Below are 22,773 nucleotides of genomic sequence, written 5' to 3' on the forward strand. Positions count from 1 at the left end.
AGAAACGCAAGTTCTGCTTTGGCGCCGATGGGCGGAAAATCGCCTCCATCGAACACACCGCTGAAGGAATTGCGCGATGAAGACTTTGACCCGACTGGCTGTAGTCGCCCTGCTGATGGGCGGGGTGGCCGCTTCCGTAGCCCCAGCCTACGCAGACGACGCCCGGTCGTGCCATTTTCTGCCCGTCGCCGGCAGCAGCGCCGCGCTGCAGCACTCGCAAACCGTCGGTGTGCTGTACAGCGAAAACACCCTGGACAACTTGCAATACCTCGAGCGTTACCACGATGTAGCGGTGAACGGTGCCAAGGATGCGCTCGATGCGCGAATCCGTGACGCCTTCGTCGACAGCTCCGATCCGGAGCTGGCCATCGACTGGCTGATGAGTTCGCTGCAACAACAGTTTCTCTCGGTGACCGTCTACGACAGCCTCGATGCGCTGGTGCAGGCTCATCCGGACGTGGTGGTGATGCTCGACACCCACAACCGACTGCTGACCCAGCGCAACAGTCAGGTCGAAGCGCGGTTTGCCGCACGCTTCTACGACGCCAACCTGCAATACATCGGCAAGGCCGAAGGCGCGGTGGAGAAGCAACTGCCTTCGGTGTGGGTACACAACAAGGCAGCGCCCGAAATCGCTGCCGGGATTGAACAGCAGCGCGACCTGCAACTGAGTGCCTTGAAGCAGTTCGATGACTCGCTCAAAGCCCTGGTGAGTGCAGGCTGAACACCCAAATCAAAAACGGCAACGGCAGTGCCCGTGACACTGAACGTTGCCGAAGAACCGAACCTTTTATTTTCAGGATTTTATCCATGCGTGCCTTTTTTATCCCTGCCATGGCTTCTGCCAGTTTGTTGCTGACCGCATGCGCTTCTGCGCCGAACGACCCGACGCTGACCCTGCAGACGCACAAGACGCCTGCCCAGTACGCCGAATGCGTGGTGCCGAAACTGCAGGGCAGCGCGCTGAACCCGACGGTTTCGCAGACCCAGCGCAGCTATCGGATCGTGGTGCCGAGCAAGGTGGCGGCGGACAACGTCCTGGAAGCCTACAAGGCACAGGACGGCGGCAAGGTGTTTTTGTATGAGCGCCACTTGCTGGCTTCGAGTTTCATGCCGTCGAGTTTTGAACGGGCTGCCCAGGAGTGCCTGTAACGCCTGACGATTAACGCTTTTTGACGATGCTCCTTTGGTTGGCCGCAACCAACCAGTTCCTTTGCCCCGCACCTTGCGGGGCTTTTTTTTGCCCGGCGTTTGGCTCAGTCGGCGCTACGCTGGATAGCGGAAAAGGTTTTCGGGAGAACAAGGATATGAAGAAGGACAGCAGCGGCGCGGCGACTGAGAATCCCTCTGTGCTGATTGACGCGAGAATCAAGGAACTGAACGACTGGCGCGGCCAGAAGCTGGCCGAGATTCGCGCGATCATTCATGAGGCGGATCCGGAGGTCGTCGAGGAGTGGAAGTGGCGGGGTGTTCCGGTCTGGTCACACAACGGCATCATCTGCACCGGGGAAACCTACAAGGCTGTGGTGAAAATGACTTTTGCCAAAGGCGCGGCGCTGGAGGATCCGTCAGGACTGTTCAATGCCAGCCTTGAAGGCAACACCCGGCGGGCGATCGATGTTCACGAAGACGACAAGATCGATGCCAAGGCTCTGAAAGCGCTGGTGCGTTCGGCGATTACGTTGAATACAAAGAAATGATTTGCCGTTGAGGCAGAGGTGAAGCGGAGGAGGGTGAAACGAGGGAGAAAATGGCAGGGGCGGCTGGATTCGAACCAACGCATGGCAGGATCAAAACCTGCTGCCTTACCGCTTGGCGACGCCCCTGTAGCTATTGGTTTCAGTCCCGGGAGGACCTCTGCAACAGTGGGCGGCACTTTACCAGCGCTCTTGCGTTCTGTGAACCCCTGAAGCCAATAAATTTCAGGGAAAACAGCTACTTATTTCCCGGACGGTATCGCCGGTCAGGTTTTTCGGGCTTTTCAGCGAACGCCATGCAAGCCGGCGCGACCGCTGTAGCCCGAAAACCTGGCAAAGACCTGCCTCGACGAACCGATCAGTTGCCGTCCGCAACCTTGCGTTCGATTTCGTCGACCTTGCGTTGCAACGCTTCAGCGTCCTGCTCCTTGGTGCGGTTCGACGAGGGCGTGATGACCTCATCCACGCCGCGGGTGTCGTCGTCCGGGTCCTCAAGATCGCGTTTCACCACATTGACCGGTTTGCCGGACGTATCGGTGGGTGGAGCTTTACTGTCGTTGTTCATGGCGCTGACCTCCGTTGGCTTAAACGTTGGATGCAGCGCCACTGAGCGAGTTCGAGATTTTTCGCGGCGAGCGGGCAAACGGCAGCCGTCACCTCAACGAACCCGGCACTCCCGCCAGCAAACCGGTCAGCGTCTTCATGATCGCCTGCTGCCGCGCCCGGTCGGTCAGGTGCCGGGCCTCGGCGGCGGCGACATCGGCGTGGCAGTGCGGGCAGATCGATTCGTGCGGCTGGATGTATTGCAGGCAGTCGCGGCACAGGGCCAGTTGCGTCGGCAGGCGTCCTTCCTCGGGGGAGGACTGGCCCTGATTGATCCACGCCAGTTTGATCACTTGGCCGCTGTCGCTGACGCTGCTGACTTTTTCGCCGGTGTCGATGCGTTCGGTGATCAGGTCAAAACGTCCGACGGCAAACGAGCGTTGGGCGGCGTCTTCGACTTTGACGATGCGCTCGCGCAGACCCTGTTTTTGTAATTCCAGGGTTCGGTAATGGCAGTAAGGATTGTTGCCGGGTTTGCCCAGCAGCGAATGCGACGTCCAGGTGCAGCCGCCCCGGCAGACGTCGTTGTAATAGCAGCTTCGGCAGTAGCCCCAGAGGTCATCGACCGAGCGCAGGCGGCCGAAGTGCATGCCTTCGCTGTAATGCCAGATGTCGTGCAGGCTCATGTTGCGCACGTTGCCGCCGGAAAAACCGACGGTCGCCAGTGACGGGCAACCTTTCACCGTGCCGTCTGCTTCCAGCGCCAGCACGGTCTGGCCGGCCGCGCAGCCGGTCCAGTGCACGCGCTCGTCACCGAAGCCGCGCCACAGATGTTCGTAAGGGCCGTAATAACCGATGTTGTTGCCGACGTTCATCAGCAGGCCGCGATCCAGTCCTTCGCGATACAACCGGGCGAGCAGCGGCATCACTTCCAGCAGCTTATACGGCTGGAGCAACAGCTCCGGATGGTCGACGGCGTTGCCCATGGCCACCGTGATCTGGATCTGCCAATGGGTGGCGCCGAGTTCGATGATGGTGTCCATCAGCTCCGGCAAGTCGGGCAGCGTGGCCGCGCCGATCTGGGTGTTGACGCTCACCGCCAGCCCCGACGCCTTGGCCCGGCGCAGGGTGTCGACGGCCTTGTCGAACGAGCCGGGCACGTTGCGCACCTTGTCGTGCAGCGGCGCGAGTCCGTCCAGGGAAATGCCGACCCCGTTGAGCCCGGCATCGACCGCTGCCTGCATCTTCGCCGGCGTCAGATTGCGTCCGCCGGTCTGGATCGCGCAGTACATGCCGTGGTCGTGGATGGCGCGGATCAGTTGCGTCCAGTCCTTGCGCAAATAGGCTTCGCCGCCAATCAGGGTGATCTCGCGGGTGCCGAGGGCGGCGAGGGAATCGATCACGTCGAGGCATTCGCGGGTGTTGAGTTCATCGGGGCGTCGATGCCCCGCGCGGGAACCGCAATGCAGACACTTGAGGTCGCAGGCGAGGGTGATTTCCCAGACCACGTGCACCGGCACGTAGCGTTTGAGATCGGTGTCGCTGAGGTAGCGGGCAGGGCGGTTGTCTGTCATGGGAGATCCTTGCGCACGGGCCTGTGCGCGGCACGAGTGGACTGACCTCGATTGGCTGGAAGACCGGGCGCGGTCACCCATGACCGCGCCCGGGCCGTATCGCTTAGCGCGCTTCCAGTCGCGCGATTTCCGCATTCAGCTGCGCAAGGGCACCGCGCAAGGCGTCCTCGTGAGCCAGCTGTTGTTCGCCCTGCTGCACGGCGACTTTCAACTGCGCCAGATCACCGCTGGCCTGAGCCGTTTGCATGGCCACCGCATACAGCGGCTGGACATGATGCTCGGGCGGCAGTGGCTCGAGGCTCGGCGCCTGATGCACGGCGACGTGCCGCACGTCCTGCCACTGGCCGCCTTCGTTGTAGCGGTAATCGACAAAACCGCTGGTCCAGTCGTTCAGAATGCCCTTGAGGTGGAAGGTCTGGGCGATCTGGCTCAGCGGGCCGCTCGGGCTGCCGTCGAGGGTGAGAATAAGGTAGGTCTCGGTGGATGGCGTGAGCCTGGCCTCGGAGTAATCGCCCCAGACCCGGGCATGGAAATTTACCGGTGGCCAGGTGCTTTGAAACACGCTGGCGGTTCCGCTGACTTTTTTGCGGACGGTATCGACCACGATATCGAGGGTCAGAACCGGTGCGCCCAGCAGTGAGTTACTGGCGATGAGGCGGGTGTGAAAAAGTCCGATCGACATGATGCTGCTCCCTTGTGAAAGTTATGGTTCCAGATTGCCGATCAGCGACTTTGCACGCGGCTGATTTCTTTGTTGGCGTCGTCCACGGCTTTGCGCAACAGCGGCAGTTGCTCCAGCTGCTGTCTGGCCTGTGCGGACAGGCTTTTCATCTGGGCCAGGTCACCGCTGGCGATAGCGCCCTGAATCGGCGCGGCGTACAGCGGCAGGACCGGCTTGTGCGGCTCGATCACCGGGCCGGGATTGAACGGCTGAAGGACGTTCGAAGGCACCTCCACCAGATGCGCCGGCACGTTGTTGATTTCGTGCCAGCGCTGGCCGTCGAAGTACTCATAGTTGGCCACGCCTTCGCGCCAGTCGGTGCCGACCACCAGATGGATCTTGAAGTTGATGATCGAGTTGGAGCCGGGGCCACCGTGGTTGCCCTGGGCGGTGATCAGGATCTTGCTGACACCGGGCTTCATCACCGTCATGTAGGTGTATTCGCCCCAGACGTCCGAGTCGATGTCGAGCGGCGGATTGGTTGCCTGAGTCACGGCGGCGTTGCCGGTGACATGCTGCTGTGGTGTGGACACCAGCAGGTTCAGCGCAAGATTCTGCGCCCCTGGCTGGCCCGTACCGATCCGGTAGCTCACCGGGAACAAGCCGACATTTTGCTGAGTTGCTGACATGTTGATTGCCTCCATTGCAATGTGGGAAATGGCCTTAGGGTTTTTCCAGTCGAGAAACTTCTTTGGCCAGTTTTTCGTACGCGGTTTGTAGCTCCTTCGCTTCCGGCTTCGTTGAATCGCGCTGCTTCAACAAAGTCTTCATCTGCTGCAGATCGCCGCCAGTGATCGCGCTCTGGATGGCGACGCCGTAGGGCGGGATGTTGTGGTTTGAACCGGTCATATCGAGGCCTTCCTCGTGGGTGTGTGCCGCTCGACCCCTTGCGCAGAAGGGGCGCCTTTCCTGACAGGCAGGCGAACGACATCGGCCAGAACCACCGGCAACCGGGATTCTCGGCGACGTGACAGCCTGATCCGTCGGGATCTGATCAATCCGTAAATCGGGTTCGCGCAGGTTCGACGCCGCAGCGCCGGCTCACGCGCAAGCGTCGTCAGCCAAAACCGTCGGGCCTGGCCTCGGGCGTCAATGAAGGGGTTTGCCGAAAGGGCAGCCGGGGGAATCTCACCTGTACGTTGTTCATCTTTCTGTCCTTGATAGAAAGCAACGAAACACAGGGATAGGTCGTTCACTCTTCAAGAGTGCAATACCCGCGCAAGCACAAAAACCATCCCTGATTTTTCTTCCAGTGCCGCTGATGGCGCTCGTCGAGCGACGTTTGCCAAGTGGCCAGCATTTTGCCAGCCACGCAACCCTAGACCCGTTTGTGCAGGGCTGCCAGAAAAAGCGCCGAACGGTCATGTCTGTCCAATGCAGGGATTTTGGCGCACGCACAACCGACCTTTCGGCAGCGTTTTCAAGCGATTGAATCGAGATCGCCATGGGTGCTGAGGAGCATTCGAAAATGAAAAATGTACGCCGATGTACATTGCGTGTACGCCCCGTGTAAAGTCCGGTCAAAGTCTCAAAGACAGGTGCATTGCAATGACGCAGGCAGGACGGACAAAAAACAAGGCTCAGGATTCAGGATGGCGCGGTTCTGTGGACGTCTGGCTGGACGCCGCGTATGAGGCTTTGAAGGAATCCGGAGTCGATGCGGTCAGGGTAATGCCGCTGGCCAAGCGCCTTAACCTGTCGCGCACCAGCTTCTACTGGTTCTACGAAGATCGGGAGCAACTGCTCGCGGCGCTGCTGGCCCGCTGGCGGGACAAGAACACCGGTGGGCTGGTGGGGCAGTGCGAGCGTTATGCCGAAAGCGTGTCCGAGGCGATCCTCAATGTTTTCGAATGCTGGCTGAACCCTGCGTTGTTCGATTCGCAGTTTGAATTCGCCGTGCGCAGCTGGGCGTTGCAATCGGATGAAGTCGCCGGGCAAATCGCGCTGGCCGACGATGCGCGGATCAATGCGCTGGCCGCTATGTTTCGCCGTTTCGGTTACGAGCCGGGGGCGGCCGATGCCCGTGCCCGGACGATCTATCTCACGCAGATCGGCTACATCTCGATGAAAACCACCGAAGACGTGATCGTGCGGTTCCGGCGAATCCCGCAGTACGTCACCGTGTTCACCGGAAAGTCACCCAAGCGGCGCGAGCTGGACCGGTTTTTCGGTCAGTTCGGTTATGCCGAGACGGAGCCGGGGGTGTTTGTTCCACTGGTGGAAACCTTCGAAGAGGCGCTGCCCGATGACCAATAGAACGCTGGGGATCATCGGCGGCACGGGCTGGCTGGGAAAGGCGATTGCCGAATCGTTGCTGGACCTGGGATTTATCAGGCCGAGTGATCTGCTGATCTCGAACCGCTCGGGCAGTGCTGATGTTGCGCCGGGAGTGCGCGTGTTGAAGGACAACCAGTCGCTGGTCGACAGCAGCGATATCGTCGTGCTCTCGGTCCGGCCCGAGCAGTTTCGGGCGTTACAGATCGATGCCCGGGGCAAAACGGTGGTATCGCTGATGGCCGGCATTTCAGCGTCCACCCTCGGTGCCGCGACAGGCGCGCGAGTGGTGGTGCGGGCCATGCCGAACGCGGCGGTGGAGATCCGCCAATCCTATACGCCGTGGTTCGTGGCCGGCTCCTTGACCGATGAAGAGCGCGACTGGCTGCAGCGATTGTTCGAATGCGTGGGCACCGCGGACGAGGTGCCCGATGAAGACTGCATCGATTATCTGAGCGCGTTGTCCGGCACCGGGCCGGCGTTTCCGGCGCTGCTATGCGATGCGCTCGCCAGTCAGGCCGAAGCGGCCGGCATTCCCGCAAGGATTGCGCAGCGGGCGGCACGGGCGGTGGTGGTGGGCGGCGGTCAACTGCTGGCCGGGCGGGAACCGAAAGTTTTGCTGGATGCCTTGATGGCTTATCGCGGGGTCACGGCGGCTGCGTTGCAGTCGATGACCGGGCAGAACCTCGAAGACATCGTGGGTCGGGCCGTACAGGCCGGCGCCCAGGTTGCCCGGCGCGGCCTGTAGTGGGCAGATACGGCGATTTCCCTCCCGAAACAGAAGGGAAGGCCACGTTCAGAGGTCTTTCATCAGCCGTAACGCATCGTAAATGGCCGCGTGGGTGTTGCGTGCGGCCACGGCGTCACCAATCCTGAACAGCTGAAAACGTCCCTGCGGGTCGGTGACGATGTTCTGAGTCTTGCCGGCAATCAGGTTGTGTTGTTCCACCGCGCCGCCGTTGCTCGAATGCGCGCGCAGGTCGAAATACAGGTCATCCAGCGGAATCGTGCCGTGATTGACCACCACCTGATCCACCACCCGCTGCTTGTGCACCGTTCCGTAATCACTGCCGAGCGTCGCCACCAGTCGCCCGTCGAGGCGCTCGACCGAATCGACGCGATAGGTGACGGTAAAGGTGACATCCAGATCCTGCAGGCTGCGCATGTAGGGCACCAGATTCATCGCCATGACTTCCGGAGCAAAACTGCGATCGGGGGTGACGATTTCGACACTCGCACCGCTGGCGGCGATGACCTCGGCAGCCTGTAGTGCAGCGTGGTCGCCGGCATCGTCATAGATCAGGACATGCCGGCCTGGTTTGATGTCACCGGCAATGATGTCCCAGGTCGAAACCACCAGGTCGTTGCCTGCACTGAGCACGTCCGTGTGGGGCAGGCCGCCGGTGGCGACAATCACCACATCCGGTTCATGCTGCAGCACCGTGTCGGTTTCGGCCCAGGTGTTGAAATGAAACTTCACGCCCAGACGTTCGCACTGCGCCATGCGCCAGTCGATGATGCTGATCATCTCGCGCCGACGTTCGCTGAGGGCGGTCAGACGGATCTGCCCGCCGGGGCGATCCGCCGCTTCCAGCACGGTCACGTCATGACCACGCTCGCCCGCTACCCGTGCTGCCTCAAGTCCCGCAGGACCGGTGCCGATCACCAGCACTTTGCGTTGGCGTGCGGCCTTGGGAATGTCGTGGGGCATGGTGGTTTCCCGGCCGGTTGCCGGGTTATGGATGCAGTAAGCGGCGCCGCCCTGATAGATGCGGTCCAGACAATAGTTGGCGCCGACGCAGGGACGGATATCTTCCTCACGTTTTTCGATGATCTTGCGCACGATATGCGGATCGGTCATGTGCGCCCGGGTCATGCCGACCATATCGACCTTGCCTGAGGCGATGGCATGGCGAGCAGTGGCGACGTCAGGGATCTTGGCTGCATGGAAGGTCGGGAATCCGGTGGCCGCACGGATTTCACCGGCAAAATCCAGATGCGGCGAATTGCGCATGCCCTGGATCGGAATGACATCGGTCAGACCCGCATCGGTGTCGATGTGGCCGCGTACGACATTGAGAAAATCCACCAGCCCGCTGTCTTTCAGCAGGTGGGAAATCTGCAAGCCTTCGCGGGCGTCGAAGCCGCCGGGCAAGCCTTCATCGCCGGTGTAGCGCACGCCCAGCAGGAAGTCCTCGCCGACCCGCTGGCGAATCCCGCGCAGGATGTCGAAGGTGAAGCGCATGCGGTTTTCCAGCGAGCCGCCGTACGGCCCGTCGAGTTCGTTGGTCAACGGTGACCAGAACTGGTCCATCAAGTGCCCGTAGGCCTGCAGCTCCAGACCGTCCATGCCGGCGGCGTGCATCCGCTCGGCGGCGTCCACATAGTCCTTGATGATGCGCTGGATATCCCAGTCTTCCATTTTCTTCGGGAAGGAGCGGTGCGCCGCTTCGCGATGGTGCGACGGCGAGACCACCGGCAACCAGTCGGCCTTGTCCCAGCGGGTGCGGCGACCCAGATGCGTCAACTGGATCATCACCGCCGCGCCGTGCTCGTGGCATTCGTCGGTCAGGTCCTTCAGCCACTTCACCACCTCATCCTGGTAGGCGAGCACATTGTTGAACACCGGCGGGCTGTCTCTGGAAACGGCGGCGGAGCCGGCCGTCATGGTCAGCGCGACGCCGGCTTTGGCGCGTTCGACGTGGTAGGCGCGATACAAATCCTTGGGCATGCCGTCAACCGGGTAGGCCGGTTCGTGAGCGGTGGTCATGATCCGGTTTCTGAGCGTCAGGTTCTTGATTTTGTAAGGCTGCAACAGGGGATCGCTGGACATGGTGGTGCGCTCCGGGGTGGGCTTCATCAGGCTCGGCGACTTGAAATTAGGTCAACTGTACAGGCATGTCAATCATGGCTGACACAGGTGTACATTTTTCTTGCGCGGTGCTTCGCCCAGGCATAGGATTGCGCCAGACGCCTCAACCGCAAGGCTGTCCAGATTGAGACATACCTGCCGATCCCACCTCCCCAGGAAGACGCTTGATGAACGCTCATTCGCCTTATCGAAATACGCTTTTCGCCCTGATTCTGGCCACGCTCGCTGCACAGGCCCAGGCCGCCGAACCTGCACCCGTGCGCATTGGCTGGGTCAACTGGTCGGACACCGAAATCACCGTCAAACTCGCCAGCGCGGCGCTCCAGGATCACCTCAAACAACCGGTGAAACTGGTGATGGCCGATATCGGCATTCAGTTCCAGGCCCTGGCCAACGGCAACATCGACCTGATCCCGATGGTCTGGCTGCCGAGTACCCACAAGGCGTTCTACGACAAATACAAGGATCGCCTCGAAGACCTCGGCGTGCTGTACGAAGGGCGGATCGGCATGGCCGTCCCGACATCGGTGCCGATCAGCGAAGTGGCCAGTGTCGAGGATCTGAACAAGCCGCACGTGAAGGAAAAACTCGAAGGCAAGATCCTCACCTCGGAGGTGGGCAACGGCCAGTACAAACTCACGGTCAAGGCGATCGAGGAATACAGGCTTGATGGCTACAAACTGGTGGCGTCTTCGGAAAGCGGCATGCTCAATGAACTGGATCGCAACCTGAAACGGGACAAATGGTCACTGGTCAATGCCTGGAGCCCGCACTGGATGTTCTCCAAATGGTCGTTGCGCTATCTGGATGATCCGAAGCAGATTTTCGGTGGCGCCGAACAGATCCATGCGATGGCGCGCAAGGGGTTCAGTCAGGAATACCCGCAGGTGGCGTACTTTTTCGCCCACTACTCGATCCCGCAGGCAGATCTGGAAAGCTTGATGATGCAGGCGCGCCAGACCTCATCGGATCAGGCGGTCGCGGCCTATTACGCGGCCAACAAATCGCGGTTCGAGGCGATGTTCGAACCGGGCACGCAAACCGCCAGCAATCGACAACCCTGATCACGGCGCCGGGGTTCCAGCAAGCACCGGGCCCCGGCTGGCGAGGTGTTGATTCGATGTTATCCTTCGCAGAATGTGTGACAAATAGCGAAGGCGCGCGGCCTATGAACACGAATCGTGACCAATTTCCCTTGCCTGAAGACCTCAAGGTTTTCCTCACCGTCATCCGCAAGAACAGCTTTGCCAGCGCCGCTGACGAGCTGGGCTTCTCACCGGCCTACGTCAGCAAACGCATCTCGGTGCTGGAAACCACGCTGGCGACCAAGCTGCTGCACCGCACCACCCGGCGCATCGCGCTGACCGACGATGGAGAGCGGGTGCGGATCTGGGCGGAGAAACTGCTGGGGGATTTCGATCAGTTTCTCGGCGAGATTTCCCAGGCCCGGCACCAGCCGGCGGGCTCGCTGCACATTTGCAGCAGCTTCGGTTTCGGCCGCAATCATGTGGCGCCGGCGATCAGCCAGCTGTCCCGGGCGTGCCCGAAACTCGACATCCGGCTGGACGTGTTCGACCGGGTGGTCGATCTGGTGGGCGAGGGCTTCGATCTGGAAATCCTCGTCGGCGATGACCTGCCGGGCCAGCATCTCGCGCGCAAACTGGTGAGCAACCGGCGCGTGCTGTGCGCCACGCCGGAATACCTCGAACGCCGGGGCACGCCGCAATCTCTCGAAGACCTGAAAGACCACGATTGTCTGGTGCTCAAGGAGCGCAACAACGCATTCGGCATCTGGACCCTGAGCAAGGACGGACAAGAGGAAACGGTGCGAGTGAATGGCCCGTTGTCCTCCAACAGCGGCGAGATCGTGCTGGAGTGGGCCTTGAGCGGTGGCGGAATTCTGTTGCGCTCGATGTGGGACGTTAAACCGATGCTCGAGCAGGGCAGGCTGGTGCAGGTGCTGGACGGCTACACCCAGAGCGCCAACGTCTGGGCGGTCTATCCGACCCGGCTCAGCGAGTCGGCGAAATTGCGGGTGTGCGTGGAGTTTCTGGAAGAGTACTTCCGCGATTTGTCTGTGGAATGAAAACGGGCGGTTCAATGAACCGCCCGTTTTTTTGCCATCAACCCAGCCAAGGATTGTCCGCCAGATGCCGTGCCTCGAAGGCGCGGATCTGCTCGGTGCGTTGCAGCGTGGTGCCGATGGCGTCCAGTCCCAGCAGCAACGACTGTTTGCGCAGCTGATCGATCTCGAATCCGATCTGCGTGCTGTCCCCCAGCTCGATGGTTTGCTGCGCCAGGTTCACGCTGATCCGCGCGGTCTTCGGGACGCTGATCGCCTCGGCCACGCGCTTGAACTGCGCGTCGTCCAGTTGAATCGCCAACACGCCATTACGCTGGCAGTTGTCGTAGAAAATCCCCGCGAACGTGGTGCCGATCAAGGCCCGGATCCCCACTTGCTTCAAGCCCCACACCGCGTGTTCGCGGCTGGAGCCGCAGCCGAAATTGGGGCCGGTCACCAGAAACGCCGCGTCCTGCCAGGCCGGCTGGTTGAGCACGAATTCAGGGTTGGGTTCGCCGGAGGGAAGAAAGCGCAGATCGAAGAACAGCCCGCGATCCAGCCCCTGACGATCGATGCCCTTGAGAAACTGTTTGGGCATGATCACGTCGGTGTCGATGTTGGACGCGAGAAACGGCGCGGCGCTGCCGCTGACAGTGTCGAAAGGTTGCATGGTTCAAGCCTCCAGCGCGACGGTGCGCACGTCAGTCAAATGGCCGGTGATGGCGGCGGCGGCGACCATCGCCGGGCTCATCAGGTGGGTGCGCGCACCGGCGCCCTGACGGCCTTCGAAGTTGCGATTGGTGCTGGACGCACAGCGATCACCCGGCGCGAGCACGTCGTCGTTCATCGCCAGGCACATCGAGCAACCCGATTGCCGCCACTCGAAACCGGCGTCGAGAAAAATCTGCGCCAGGCCTTCGTCCTCGGCCTGATTGCGCACCAGCGTCGAGCCGGGAACGATCATCGCCCGCACGTGAGCCGCCACACGCTTGCCGCGCACCACGCGGGCGACGTCGCGCAAATCTTCGATCCGCGCATTGGTGCAGGAACCGATGAAGGCATGGCTGATCGTCACTTCGTTCAGCGGCATGCCGGGTGTCAGGCCCATGTAATCGAGGGCGCGCTGCAGGCCCTGACGCAGGATCGGATCGGGCTGGGCGGCCGGGTCCGGCACGTGCCCTTTGATCGGCGCGGCCTGATCGGGGCTGGTGCCCCAGGTCACCATCGGCTCCAGCGCGGCGACATCGAGGATGACTTCGCGATCGAACACCGCGCCCTCGTCGCTGTGCAGGGTTTTCCAGCGCTCGACGGCTTGCTCCCAGACCTTGCCCTTGGGCGCACGCGGCTTGCGTTGCAGGTAGGCGAACACCTTGTCGTCCGGTGCCATGAACGCGCCCCGGGCGCCGGCCTCGACGGCCATGTTGCAGATGGTCATGCGCGCCTCGACGCTGAGGGCGCTGATGGCCGGGCCGGTGAATTCGATGGCGTAACCGGTGGCGCCGGACGCACCGATTTTTTCGATCAGCGCCATGATGATGTCCTTGGAGGTGACGCCTGCGCCGAGCTCACCGTTGACCGTCACCCTCAGGGTTTTCAGGCGTTTGTAGACCAGCGTCTGGGTTGCCAGCAGGTGCTCGATTTCCGAAGTGCCGATGCCGAAACCGAAGGCGCCCAGTGCGCCGTAAGTGGTGGTGTGGCTATCACCGGCCGCCACCACCATGCCCGGCAGAATGAAACCCTGTTCCGGCGCCACGACGTGTTCGATGCCCTGGCGTTTGTCCAGCACATCGAACAGCTCGATGCCGAAGTCGCGGCAGTTTTCTTCGAAGTACGACACCTGACGCGCACCCCCGGCGTCGGGCATGGTCGCGATGCGTTTCGGTGCGGTGGGGTTCACATGATCGACCACCGCCAGCGTCGCCGCAGGCCGCCACACCGTGCGCCCGGCATCACGCAGGCCGCTGAAGGCTTGTGGACTGGTGTATTCGTTGGCGACCTGGCGGTCGATGTAAAGCAGCACGTGGCCCTGATCGTCGAGGGTGCAGACGGTGTGACTATCGATGTGCTTCTGGTACAGCGTTCTCGGGCTGGGCATGGCTTGCGCTCTTTTCTGTCCGGGGCAAAAACAACATGAGGACAGAATATTGATCGCAGAAATGGCATCAAGAGCGCATTGGTGATTCCATAGGACACGAAGTGTGAATAGTTGCCCGCGTGTTACCTGAAGCTTTTCATCGATGGTTTTTCTCCTGCGCATTCTCTAAGGGGAATGAATGCTCGGGCCCCGGAAACTTCGACATTTGCACGTCGTCAATGAAGTTGCGAGCTGCTCCGAGCAATACGCCACGAAGGTCGGCGTATTGTTTGACGAATCTGGGCAGATGCCCGGTTCGCAACCCCGCCATGTCCTGCCAGACCAACACCTGTGCATCGCAACCCACGCCGGCGCCGATGCCAACCGTGGGGATGGAAACGGCGGCGCTGATTTGCGTCGCGACTTCGTCAGGCACCATTTCGATCAATAAAGCAAAGGCACCCGCTGCTTCGAAGGCGCGGGCGCTTTCGATCAGCCGTTGGGCATCATGCCCCCGTCCCTGAACACGATAGCCGCCGAGTTGATGTTCAGCCTGCGGTGTAAAACCGATGTGGGCCATCACGGGAATGCCTGATCCTGCGAGTTTTTCAACCTGCGGCAGCATTTCAACGCCGCCTTCGATCTTGACCGCGTGTGCACCTGCTTCTTTCATGAAACGCACGGCGGTATGGAAGCACTGCTCTGGCGACGCCTGATACGAGCCGAACGGGAGATCCGCAATCACCAGTGGTCTGCGGGTTGTCCGGCTGACGGCACGCACCAGTGGAATCAGCTCGTCAACTGTCACTGGCAACGTTGATTCGTGGCCGAAAACGTTGTTCGAAGCCGAGTCGCCCACCAGCAAAACAGGAATTCCGGCCTCTTCAAAAATACTCGCGGCGTACATGTCGTAGGCCGTAAGCATTGCCCATTTCTGCCCAAGCGCCTTCAATCGCTGAAGATGGGGAATACGGATACGGGGCTGCTTTTCCGGGCTTTGGTTACTGCCGTACAGCGAAGTTGTGTCACTCATGGTGGTTCCTTTGGCGAGCGCCAGGTTTCAGTTCGGGAGCTGTTCAGCCAACAGAATCGCGGCGATAAGAATCATGATTGCGCCCGACAGGCGACTGACGAATCGCGCCGCCACCGGCCGTGCCTGTAAAACAGAACGCGAGCCGAACCCCACCAGCAGATAAATCACCCCACAGCTGAGCGCATGCAACAGACCCAGCGCCATGATCTGCATCGGCACCGGCCATGCCGCTGTCGGGTCAGTGAATTGCGGCAGCAGTGCCAGGAACAACAGAAAAACCTTGGGATTGAGGCCGCTGACGCAGGCGCCTTTGAGCGTCCAGCGCGACCAGGATCCGGATGCCTGGGTCTCTGCCGCTTCGGGCGTGGAGGGGTTTCGCAACATGTTGATGCCCAGCCACAGCAGATAAAGGCTGCCACCAATCGTCAGCACCGAGAGGGCAAGGGGATTGCTCGCCACCAGACCGCCGACGCCGGCGGCAACCACCAGCGTTGCGAGCAAATGGCCGATCAGCAAACCGGCCACGGCGGGCAGCACCACGCGACCAAACAGCCCTGCCGAGATGGCATAGGCCCAATCCGCGCCGGGGGTGATGACGAACAAAAACGAAACCGCCCAGAAGGCGGCAAAAACACTCAGGGACATTTTGATCTCGCAAACAATCGGCTCAAGGCGTGCAACGTTCACGAAAAAGAATAGAGATATCGGGCTAGAATCTTTTCTCAAATATTCCAGTCGAGAGAGCCTGAAGTGGGAGAAAAATGCTGATGGACAGGATTGACCAGAAGATTCTTGCGGAGCTGCAAGCCGACGGTCGTCTTTCGATCACCGAGCTCGCCGATCGGGTCGGGCTCAGCCTGTCTCCCTGCCATCGTCGAGTTCGGGCGCTTGAAGAGAGCGGGGTGATCGTCGGCTATCGCGCGCAACTGGCCCCGGCAGCGCTGGGGCTGAATTTTTCGGCGATGGTGTTTGTGACGCTGCGCGAGGGCAATCGCCAGGCGGTGGAGGCTTTCGAAGACTCGGTGACGCAGATTCCGCAAGTCGTCGAGGCGCAGCGACTGTTCGGCGAACCCGATTATCTGCTGCACGTCGTTGCGCGGGATCTGCCGGCGTTTCAGCAGCTTTACGACGAGCGCCTGTCCAGCCTGCCCAACGTCCAGCGACTGACGTCCACGCTGGTGATGAAACGGGTAATTCAGGATCGTTCGCTGCCACTTTGAAGCGCTCACCTGTCGGGAGGTCTACGCCTCTGGCAATCTGGCAATCACCTTGATCTCGAACTGAAAGCCATACAGCCACGTCACGCCGACCGCCGTAATCGTCGGATGCGGCGCCTCGCCCCAGAACTCCGGCACCACTTCCCAGATGGTTTCGAAGGTCGATTGCGGATCGACCATGAACACCGTCACGTCCACCACGTCATCGAAGCTGCCGCCGGCCGCGCCGAGGATCGCATTGAGATTGGTGAAGGCCAGTCGCACCTGTTGTTTCAGATCCGGCTCCGGCGAGCCGTCCTCAAGGCTGCCGACCTGGCCTGAGACAAACAGAAAACCGTTGGAGCGAACGGCCGGTGAATAACGATTGCGCTCGTAAAGGGCATGGCGTCCGGGCGGGAAAACCACGTCGCGTTTTGGCTGGGCACGGGTCATGGGGTGTCTCCTTCAATGGGTTGAAAACCTGCGATGGAGAAACTGTAGGGACTTGCCTCGGCGCGATAAACGCGCAACCTTGGCGATCACTGTTTGCAAATCCCAAACAATCGAGCCGCTATCAGAGGTGGGATATGGACCGTTTTGACGCGATGCAAGCCTTCGCCCGAGTGGTGGAGGCGGGCAGTTTCACCAAAGCCGCCGAAACTCTGCACATGAGCAAGACCACCGTGACCCAGCTCATTCAGCAACTGGAGGCGCGGCTGCGAGTGAAGTTGCTCAACCGCACCACGCGCAAGGTCAACGCCACGGCGGACGGCGCGGCCTATTACGAGCGGGTGATCAAGTTGCTGGCGGACATGGACGACGCCGAGACCAGTCTTCCCGGCGCCGCGGCCCAGCCCAAGGGGCGCTTGCGGGTCGACGTACCCAGCCCCTTGGCCAATCTGATTCTGGTGCCGGCGCTGCCCGAGTTTTACGCGCGCTACCCGGAGATCCAGATCGACATGGGCGTCAGCGACCGGATCGTCGACATCATTGATGAAAACGTCGATTGCGTTATCCGTGGCGGGGAGCTGCGGGATCAGTCACTGATGGCCCGGAAGGTGGCGGATCTTCAACTTGGCGTGTACGCCGCGCCGAGTTATCTGGCCCGCGCCGGCACCCCGGCGCATCCCCGGGAACTCGAAGACAGCCATCATCGGGTGGTCGGTTTCCTTTGGGCGCGCACCGGCAAACCGGTGCCGTACGCCCTGCACAATGAACACGAAGATTTGCAGATCAAGGGCCGCCATATGCTGGCGGTCGATGACGGCAATGCCTATTTGTCGGCGGGCCTCGCGGGGTTGGGCGTGTTGTGGCTGCCCAGGTACATGTCCAAAGCACACGAGGCGAGCGGTGATCTGGTGCCGCTGTTCGAAGACTGGCGCCTCGATCCCATGCCGCTCTACGTCGCCTACCCGCCGAACCGCCACATCAGTCGCAAACTGCGGGTGTTCATTGACTGGATCACCGAAGTGATGGCCCGCCACGCACCGGTCGTGGATCGCCCAGGTTCGCCAGCAACCACTCGGTGAAACTGCGGGCCATCGGATCGGTTTCGCTGTCGCGGTGCGTCAGCAGCGCCCAGTTCGGGCCGCGAATGGTCTCGTCCACCAAGGGCTGCAACAGCCCGTCGGCCCGAGCCTTGCGGCTGAGCAACTGGCTGACCAGCGCGATGCCGAGCCCGCCGCACGCTGCGTCCAGCAGCAGGCCCGGATCAGAGAAGTTCAAGCCCTGATCCTGCTGGCCGACGTCGATCCCCGATTCCACCGCCCAATGGCTCCAGTCCATTTCCCGCTCGCCGTGCAGCGTTGTCCGCTGCGCGCTCGGTACGCTTAACAAGCTCGGATGACACGCGGGGTAGAGGCGGTCGGCATGCAGCACTTTGAAGCTGCATTCAGCTTGCGAACTGATGTCGTCGCGCACCGCCAGATCGATGGTCTGGGTCGCCATGTCCGGCACTTCATCGGTGCTGAAAATCCACAGATCCACATTCGGATGCTGACGACGGAAATCCCCCAGCCGCGGCAGTAACCAGTGCCGGGCAAACGCCGGCGTGGTGTTGAGCACCAGTTGATTGGGTTTCTGGTATTGCCCCAGCCGCCGAATTCCCACCGACAGTTGCTGCAGCATCGCCTGGGTGGTGCTGAGCAAATCGTGGCCGGCGTCGGTCAGGCTGACGCTGCGCCCGCTGCGGAAAAACAGAGGCTGTTCCAGATACGCCTCAAGGCTGCGGATCTGCTGGCTGATGGCCGACTGCGTGAGGCTCAGCTCCTCCGCGGCCTTGTGAAAACTGCCCAGCCTTGCGGCGGCTTCGAAGCCGCGCAACGAGCTGAGGGGTGGCCAGTGTTTCAGCATGATCGATAAGTTCCTCTAATCAGTTTTCCGCTAAATCCATCGTTTGTTTGCCCTGAAGGCCGCCATTAGCATGCACGTCAACGCCGCCAAGGCTGTTTTCATTGAACACAATGGCTTAACTCAAAGGGCTTTTTACCATGCAGCAGAACAAAAACAACAACAGCGGTTGGATGATGCCGGCAGAGTGGGTGACGCACGCGGCGACCTGGATGGTCTGGCCACACAATCAGGCCCTGTGGGAATCGGGTTGGGGCGTCACCTTGCCGTTGGTGCAGGAAGATTTCGCCCGCGTCGCCAATGCCATCGCCCGTTTCGAACCGGTGAAAATGGTTGTCGATCCGTCGGCCATCGCCCGTGCCAAAGCCTTGTGCGGACCGAACATCGAACTGATTCCACTGGCCGTCAACGACAGCTGGTGCCGCGACTCGGGCCCAAGCTTCGTCGTGCATCCGGAGCAAGGCCTGGCTGGCGTGAGCTGGCGCTTCAACGCCTGGGGCGGCAAGTCGGCCCATGATCTGGACGAAAGCCTGGCCCGCCGAGTGCTCAATCATTTGGGCGGCGAGTGCTTTGGAACGGCGCTGAGCAATGAAGGAGGCGCGATCCACGTTGACGGCGAGGGCACGTTGATCACCACCGAATCGGTTCTGCTCAATCCCAACCGCAACCCCGGCGTGAGCAAGGCCGAGATGGAAGAAATCTTCAGCCGCCTGCTCGGCGTGAAGAAAACCATCTGGCTGCCGGGCGATCCGGATTACGTCACCGGCGACATGACCGACGGCCACGTCGATGGCGTCTGCGCCTTCGCTCGCCCCGGTGTGCTGCTGGTGGATGCCACTCACGATCGCAGCTCGGTGTACGCCGAAGTCGTGCGGGAAAACCGTCGCGCACTGGAACTGGCCACCGACGCCCAGGGCCGCAAATTCGAGCTGATCGAGCTGTATGAAGCCACCGACGCGGTGGACACCGAAGCCGAAGTGTTCTGCGCCTCGTACACCAATTTCTACATCGCCAACGGCGCGATCATCATGCCGGCGTACGGCATCGAGGCCGACCATGTCGCGGCAGAAACCCTGGCCAAGGCGTTCCCGGGCCGTGAAGTGGTGCCGGTGCAGATCAATCATCTGGCCCATGGCGGCGGCGGTGTGCACTGCATCACCCAGCAACAGCCTGCTTGGCCGGTGGAGGGTTGATCGATGACGATATTGAAAGTCGCCACCACCCAGATGCCGTGCACCTGGGACCTGAAAAGCAACCTCGATCGCGCGGAGCAGTTGGTGCGTGAAGCGGCCGCGCAGGGCGCGCAAGTGATCCTGTTGCAGGAGCTGTTCGCCACGCCGTATTTCTGCATCGAGCAGAGCCACCAGCACATGGCGCTGGCCGAGGAGTACCGCGACAGTCAGGTGCTGTCGCGCTTCGCCGCGCTGGCCCGTGAACTCGGCGTGGTGCTGCCGTTGAGCTGGTACGAGAAGGCCGGCAACGCCTACTTCAACTCCCTGAGCGTGGCCGATGCCGACGGGCGCCTGTTGGGCGTGTACCGCAAGACCCACATCCCCAACGCCATCGGTTATCAGGAGAAGGAATATTTCAGCCCCGGCGACACCGGTTTCAAAGTCTGGGACACCGCCTTCGGCCGCCTCGGCGTGGGCATCTGCTGGGATCAGTGGTTCCCGGAAACCGCCCGTTGCCTGGCCTTGATGGGCGCTGAGGTGCTGCTGTTCCCGACCGCCATCGGCTCGGAACCGGGCTGCGCGGACCTGGACTCTCGCGATCACTGGCAGATGACCATGCGTGGCCACGCCGCTGCCAACCTGCTGCCGGTCATCGCTTCCAACCGTGTTGGCCGCGAAGTGGCGGGCACCGATGCGACGCTGCAAATGAATTTCTACGGCTCGTCGTTCATCTGCAACCACAAGGGGAAAATGCTCGCCGAAGCCGACCGCGCCAGCACCGGTGTCTTGGTGCAAAGCCTGGATCTGGCAGCCATGCGTGAAGATCGCCTGAGCTGGGGCATCTACCGCGACCGTCGTCCGGAAATGTACGGCGCATTGTTGAGCCAGGACGGCCGTCACCTTAACGCCCGCTGGAATCCTCAAGGAGTCTGATATGCATACCCCGAACAAGTGGTTGCTGGGCGCTCTGGGCCTGGCGCTGGCCGGTTTGATGCCCGCCGTACACGCCGAAGACAAGACCCTGCGGCTGTACAACTGGGCGGATTATTTCGCTGAAGACACGTTGAGCAAATTCACCGCCGAAACCGGGATCAAGGTGATCTACGACGTGATGGACGGCAGCGAAACCCTGGAAGCCAAGATGCTTTCCGGCGGCAGCGGCTACGACCTGATCTTCCCTGGCGACACCGTGGCCGAACGGCTGATGCGCGCCGGCAGCCTGTTGCCGCTGGATCCTTCGAAGATCACGGCGATGAACGACATCGAACCGGGCCTGCAAAAACTGCGCAGCCATTACGAGCATTCGAACAAGGCCACCGTGCCGTACACCTGGGGCACCATCGGTCTGACCTACAACGCCGAGCAGATCAAACAGCGCATGGCCGACGCCCCGGTCAACAGCCTCGACATGCTGTTCAAACCGGAACTGGCGGCCAAATTCGCCGATTGCGGGATTTCGATGATCGACTCGCCTGACGAAGTACTGGCCGTGGTGCTCAATTATCTGGGCCGCGACCCGCGCAGCGCCAAGCCTGCGGATCTGGCAGCGGCCAGTGACTTGCTGATGAAGCTGCGGCCGTACATCCGCAAGTTCCAGTCGCAACCGGTGACCGATCTGGTCAACGGCAACCTGTGCCTGTCCCTTGGCTACAGCGGCGACATGACCCAGGCCCAGCGCACCTCGGACAGCGCCGGCAAGCAGACCCGCTTCCAGTACCGCGTGCCGCGCGAGGGCACCACGGTGTGGATGGACACCATGGCCATTCCGGTCGATGCCAAACATCCGGAATACGCCTACGCGTTCATCAACTTCGTGATGCGCCCGGAGAACATGGCCGCGATAAGCAATTTCACCGGTTACCCGACCTCCAACGCCAAGGCCCGGCCAAACGTGGATGAGGCGATGCGCAACAACCCGGACATCTACCTCGACGAAGCGACCTATGCTCGTCTGATACCGGGCAAGGACATTCCCCAGGCCGACATGCGCGCCCGCATGCGCACCTGGACCAAGTTCAAGACCGCCACTGCAAAGTGATTTTTCCGGGCCGCCTCGGTGGCCCCTTACACCACAGGAACGTACAAATGCCGACTCGTCGCGAGTTCATCAAACAGGTTTCAGTCGCCGCCGGCGTAGGCGCTGCCGTCATGGGCCTCGGCCTGTCACCGGCGCGCTTGCTGGCGGCCAGCGAAGGTCGCTGGTTCATGCCCGACGAGGGCGACAAGCACGAACGCGCCTACATGGCCTTCGGCGCGCAGGACGCGATCTGGGAAGACTTCACCGAAGACGTCCAGGAAGCGCTGGGCCGGATCGCCCGCGCCATCGCCCGTTACGAACCGCTGACCATTTACTGCCGCAGCGGCGAACGCAGCCTGGCCGAAGAGATTTGTGGCACGTCCAACATCACCTACCAGATCGCCAACCTCGACGACATCTGGATGCGTGACATCAGCGCCAACTTTGTCATCGACGACAAGAACGGCCTGGGCGCCGTGGACTTCAACTTCAGCGGCTGGGGCAACAAGCAACAGCACTCGAAAGACGCGAAAATCGCCAAACGCGTGGCGGCCGATGCGCAGGCGACCTACCAGCGCAGCGAACTGGTGGGCGAGGGCGGCGGCATCGAAGTCGACGGCCACGGCACCGCGATCATGACCGAAAGCTGCTGGGTCAACGAAAACCGCAACCCCGGCTGGAGCAAGGCTGACGTCGAGGCGGAACTGAAAGCACGCCTCGGTCTGCGCAAGATCATCTGGCTGCCGGGCATCAAGGACAAGGACATCACCGATGCCCACGTCGATTTCTATGCGCGCTTCGTCACGCCCGGCGTGGTCATCGCCAACCTCGACACCGACCCGCGTTCCTATGACAACAAGGTCACCCTGGCGCACCTGGAAATCCTGAAGAAAGCCACCGACGCCGACGGTCGCCCGCTGCAGATCCACACCGTTTCGCCACCGCTGAAGCCGCGCAAGACCAAATTCAACAAGGACAACGACGATTTCGCGGCCGGCTACATCAACTACTTCGTGATCAACGGCGCGGTGATCGCCCCGGAGTTTGGCGACAAGGAGGCGGACAAGAAGGCCTTCGACCTGCTGAAAAAGCTCTATCCGAACCGCGACGTGGTGCAGATCAACATCGACGCCATCGCGGCCGGTGGTGGCGGGATTCACTGCGTGACCAGTCACCAGCCGGCGTAAGG

The 22,773-nt window shown here is 61.4% G+C and carries 25 protein-coding genes and 1 tRNA gene; 13 read left to right on the top strand and 13 right to left on the bottom strand.

What is annotated here, in order from left to right; all coding sequences use genetic code 11:
- The first annotated feature begins 76 nt into the window (after positions 1–76).
- The 3 genes from ABTV87_RS12760 (at position 77) to ABTV87_RS12770 (ending at position 1,700) form a co-directional block, all read left to right on the top strand.
- The gene (locus ABTV87_RS12760) at positions 77–724 is read left to right on the top strand and encodes an ATPase (RefSeq protein WP_085604713.1); all 648 of its coding nucleotides are present in this window, start codon (positions 77–79) and stop codon (positions 722–724) included.
- 86 nt (positions 725–810) lie between these two features.
- Positions 811–1,152, top strand: coding sequence for a hypothetical protein (locus ABTV87_RS12765; protein WP_007955484.1), 342 nt, complete (start codon positions 811–813; stop codon positions 1,150–1,152).
- A 155-nt stretch (positions 1,153–1,307) separates the two neighbouring features.
- The gene (locus ABTV87_RS12770; RefSeq protein ID WP_221535228.1) at positions 1,308–1,700 is read left to right on the top strand and encodes a DUF1801 domain-containing protein; all 393 of its coding nucleotides are present in this window, start codon (positions 1,308–1,310) and stop codon (positions 1,698–1,700) included.
- A 51-nt stretch (positions 1,701–1,751) separates the two neighbouring features.
- Here ABTV87_RS12770 and ABTV87_RS12775 read toward each other — a convergent pair.
- The 6 genes from ABTV87_RS12775 to ABTV87_RS12800 form a co-directional block, all read right to left on the bottom strand.
- A tRNA-Gln gene (locus ABTV87_RS12775) sits at positions 1,752–1,826 on the bottom strand.
- A 229-nt stretch (positions 1,827–2,055) separates the two neighbouring features.
- Positions 2,056–2,262 (bottom strand): hypothetical protein, encoded by a 207-nt coding sequence (locus ABTV87_RS12780; RefSeq protein ID WP_221535155.1) that lies wholly within the window; start codon positions 2,260–2,262, stop codon positions 2,056–2,058.
- An 88-nt stretch (positions 2,263–2,350) separates the two neighbouring features.
- Positions 2,351–3,814 (bottom strand): GDL motif peptide-associated radical SAM/SPASM maturase, encoded by a 1,464-nt coding sequence (locus ABTV87_RS12785; protein WP_433899661.1) that lies wholly within the window; start codon positions 3,812–3,814, stop codon positions 2,351–2,353.
- A 103-nt stretch (positions 3,815–3,917) separates the two neighbouring features.
- On the bottom strand, positions 3,918–4,496 hold the full coding sequence (locus tag ABTV87_RS12790; protein ID WP_221535157.1) for a DUF1842 domain-containing protein: 579 nt from the start codon (positions 4,494–4,496) through the stop codon (positions 3,918–3,920).
- Between the two features lie 41 nt (positions 4,497–4,537).
- On the bottom strand, positions 4,538–5,164 hold the full coding sequence (locus tag ABTV87_RS12795; protein WP_127797855.1) for a DUF1842 domain-containing protein: 627 nt from the start codon (positions 5,162–5,164) through the stop codon (positions 4,538–4,540).
- Between the two features lie 34 nt (positions 5,165–5,198).
- The gene (locus tag ABTV87_RS12800) at positions 5,199–5,384 is read right to left on the bottom strand and encodes a DUF1843 domain-containing protein (RefSeq protein ID WP_041475227.1); all 186 of its coding nucleotides are present in this window, start codon (positions 5,382–5,384) and stop codon (positions 5,199–5,201) included.
- A 699-nt stretch (positions 5,385–6,083) separates the two neighbouring features.
- Between ABTV87_RS12800 and ABTV87_RS12805 the strand changes: the two genes are divergently transcribed.
- Positions 6,084–6,791, top strand: coding sequence for a TetR/AcrR family transcriptional regulator (locus ABTV87_RS12805; RefSeq protein WP_085604695.1), 708 nt, complete (start codon positions 6,084–6,086; stop codon positions 6,789–6,791).
- Positions 6,781–7,557 (top strand): pyrroline-5-carboxylate reductase family protein, encoded by a 777-nt coding sequence (locus tag ABTV87_RS12810; protein ID WP_433899662.1) that lies wholly within the window; start codon positions 6,781–6,783, stop codon positions 7,555–7,557. The genes ABTV87_RS12805 and ABTV87_RS12810 overlap by 11 nt, the downstream gene beginning before the upstream one ends.
- A gap of 48 nt (positions 7,558–7,605) precedes the next feature.
- On the opposite strand, the gene ABTV87_RS12815 is transcribed toward ABTV87_RS12810, so the two are convergent.
- Complete coding sequence (locus ABTV87_RS12815) at positions 7,606–9,642, bottom strand: FAD-dependent oxidoreductase (RefSeq protein WP_433899663.1); 2,037 nt, start codon at positions 9,640–9,642, stop codon at positions 7,606–7,608.
- Positions 9,643–9,848: 206 nt separating this feature from the next.
- On the opposite strand from ABTV87_RS12815, the gene ABTV87_RS12820 reads away from it, so the two are divergent.
- Entirely contained in the window at positions 9,849–10,745 is an 897-nt protein-coding gene (locus ABTV87_RS12820; protein WP_433899664.1) for a glycine betaine ABC transporter substrate-binding protein, read from the top strand.
- Between the two features lie 104 nt (positions 10,746–10,849).
- Entirely contained in the window at positions 10,850–11,767 is a 918-nt protein-coding gene (locus tag ABTV87_RS12825) for a LysR substrate-binding domain-containing protein (RefSeq protein ID WP_039773187.1), read from the top strand.
- 37 nt (positions 11,768–11,804) lie between these two features.
- Here ABTV87_RS12825 and leuD read toward each other — a convergent pair whose 3' ends face one another.
- From leuD to ABTV87_RS12845, 4 genes are all read right to left on the bottom strand, one after another.
- On the bottom strand, positions 11,805–12,413 hold the full coding sequence (gene leuD, locus ABTV87_RS12830) for a 3-isopropylmalate dehydratase small subunit (RefSeq protein WP_221535160.1): 609 nt from the start codon (positions 12,411–12,413) through the stop codon (positions 11,805–11,807).
- A 3-nt stretch (positions 12,414–12,416) separates the two neighbouring features.
- On the bottom strand, positions 12,417–13,838 hold the full coding sequence (gene leuC, locus ABTV87_RS12835) for a 3-isopropylmalate dehydratase large subunit (RefSeq protein WP_127797860.1): 1,422 nt from the start codon (positions 13,836–13,838) through the stop codon (positions 12,417–12,419).
- A 136-nt stretch (positions 13,839–13,974) separates the two neighbouring features.
- On the bottom strand, positions 13,975–14,850 hold the full coding sequence (gene panB, locus ABTV87_RS12840; protein WP_221535162.1) for a 3-methyl-2-oxobutanoate hydroxymethyltransferase: 876 nt from the start codon (positions 14,848–14,850) through the stop codon (positions 13,975–13,977).
- 27 nt (positions 14,851–14,877) lie between these two features.
- Positions 14,878–15,495 (bottom strand): LysE family translocator, encoded by a 618-nt coding sequence (locus ABTV87_RS12845; protein WP_221535163.1) that lies wholly within the window; start codon positions 15,493–15,495, stop codon positions 14,878–14,880.
- 122 nt (positions 15,496–15,617) lie between these two features.
- Between ABTV87_RS12845 and ABTV87_RS12850 the strand changes: the two genes are divergently transcribed.
- On the top strand, positions 15,618–16,070 hold the full coding sequence (locus tag ABTV87_RS12850) for an Lrp/AsnC family transcriptional regulator (RefSeq protein ID WP_221535164.1): 453 nt from the start codon (positions 15,618–15,620) through the stop codon (positions 16,068–16,070).
- 21 nt (positions 16,071–16,091) lie between these two features.
- On the opposite strand, the gene ABTV87_RS12855 is transcribed toward ABTV87_RS12850, so the two are convergent.
- Complete coding sequence (locus tag ABTV87_RS12855) at positions 16,092–16,499, bottom strand: RidA family protein (protein ID WP_127797862.1); 408 nt, start codon at positions 16,497–16,499, stop codon at positions 16,092–16,094.
- A 134-nt stretch (positions 16,500–16,633) separates the two neighbouring features.
- Here ABTV87_RS12855 and ABTV87_RS12860 point away from each other — a divergent pair, with 134 nt between their 5' ends.
- Complete coding sequence (locus ABTV87_RS12860; protein WP_433899665.1) at positions 16,634–17,575, top strand: LysR family transcriptional regulator; 942 nt, start codon at positions 16,634–16,636, stop codon at positions 17,573–17,575.
- Here ABTV87_RS12860 and ABTV87_RS12865 read toward each other — a convergent pair.
- Positions 17,508–18,398, bottom strand: coding sequence for a LysR substrate-binding domain-containing protein (locus ABTV87_RS12865; protein WP_433899666.1), 891 nt, complete (start codon positions 18,396–18,398; stop codon positions 17,508–17,510). The genes ABTV87_RS12860 and ABTV87_RS12865 overlap by 68 nt on opposite strands.
- 137 nt (positions 18,399–18,535) lie before the next feature.
- On the opposite strand from ABTV87_RS12865, the gene ABTV87_RS12870 reads away from it, so the two are divergent.
- Genes ABTV87_RS12870 through ABTV87_RS12885 form a run of 4 tightly spaced genes read left to right on the top strand, consistent with a single transcriptional unit; the run spans position 18,536 to position 22,771 of the window.
- Positions 18,536–19,588, top strand: a complete 1,053-nt coding sequence (locus tag ABTV87_RS12870) for an agmatine deiminase family protein (protein ID WP_085747467.1) — start codon at positions 18,536–18,538, stop codon at positions 19,586–19,588.
- 3 nt (positions 19,589–19,591) lie between these two features.
- Positions 19,592–20,500: an N-carbamoylputrescine amidase gene (gene aguB, locus ABTV87_RS12875; RefSeq protein ID WP_433899667.1), complete on the top strand. Its 909-nt coding sequence runs from the start codon at positions 19,592–19,594 to the stop codon at positions 20,498–20,500.
- Between the two features lies 1 nt (position 20,501).
- Positions 20,502–21,605: an extracellular solute-binding protein gene (locus tag ABTV87_RS12880; protein ID WP_433899668.1), complete on the top strand. Its 1,104-nt coding sequence runs from the start codon at positions 20,502–20,504 to the stop codon at positions 21,603–21,605.
- 47 nt (positions 21,606–21,652) lie between these two features.
- Positions 21,653–22,771 (top strand): agmatine deiminase family protein, encoded by a 1,119-nt coding sequence (locus ABTV87_RS12885; RefSeq protein WP_433899669.1) that lies wholly within the window; start codon positions 21,653–21,655, stop codon positions 22,769–22,771.
- The last annotated feature ends 2 nt before the right edge of the window (positions 22,772–22,773 follow it).

The organism is Pseudomonas sp. PSE1(2024) (assembly GCF_050990555.1).
Taxonomy (GTDB): domain Bacteria; phylum Pseudomonadota; class Gammaproteobacteria; order Pseudomonadales; family Pseudomonadaceae; genus Aquipseudomonas; species Aquipseudomonas aphyarum.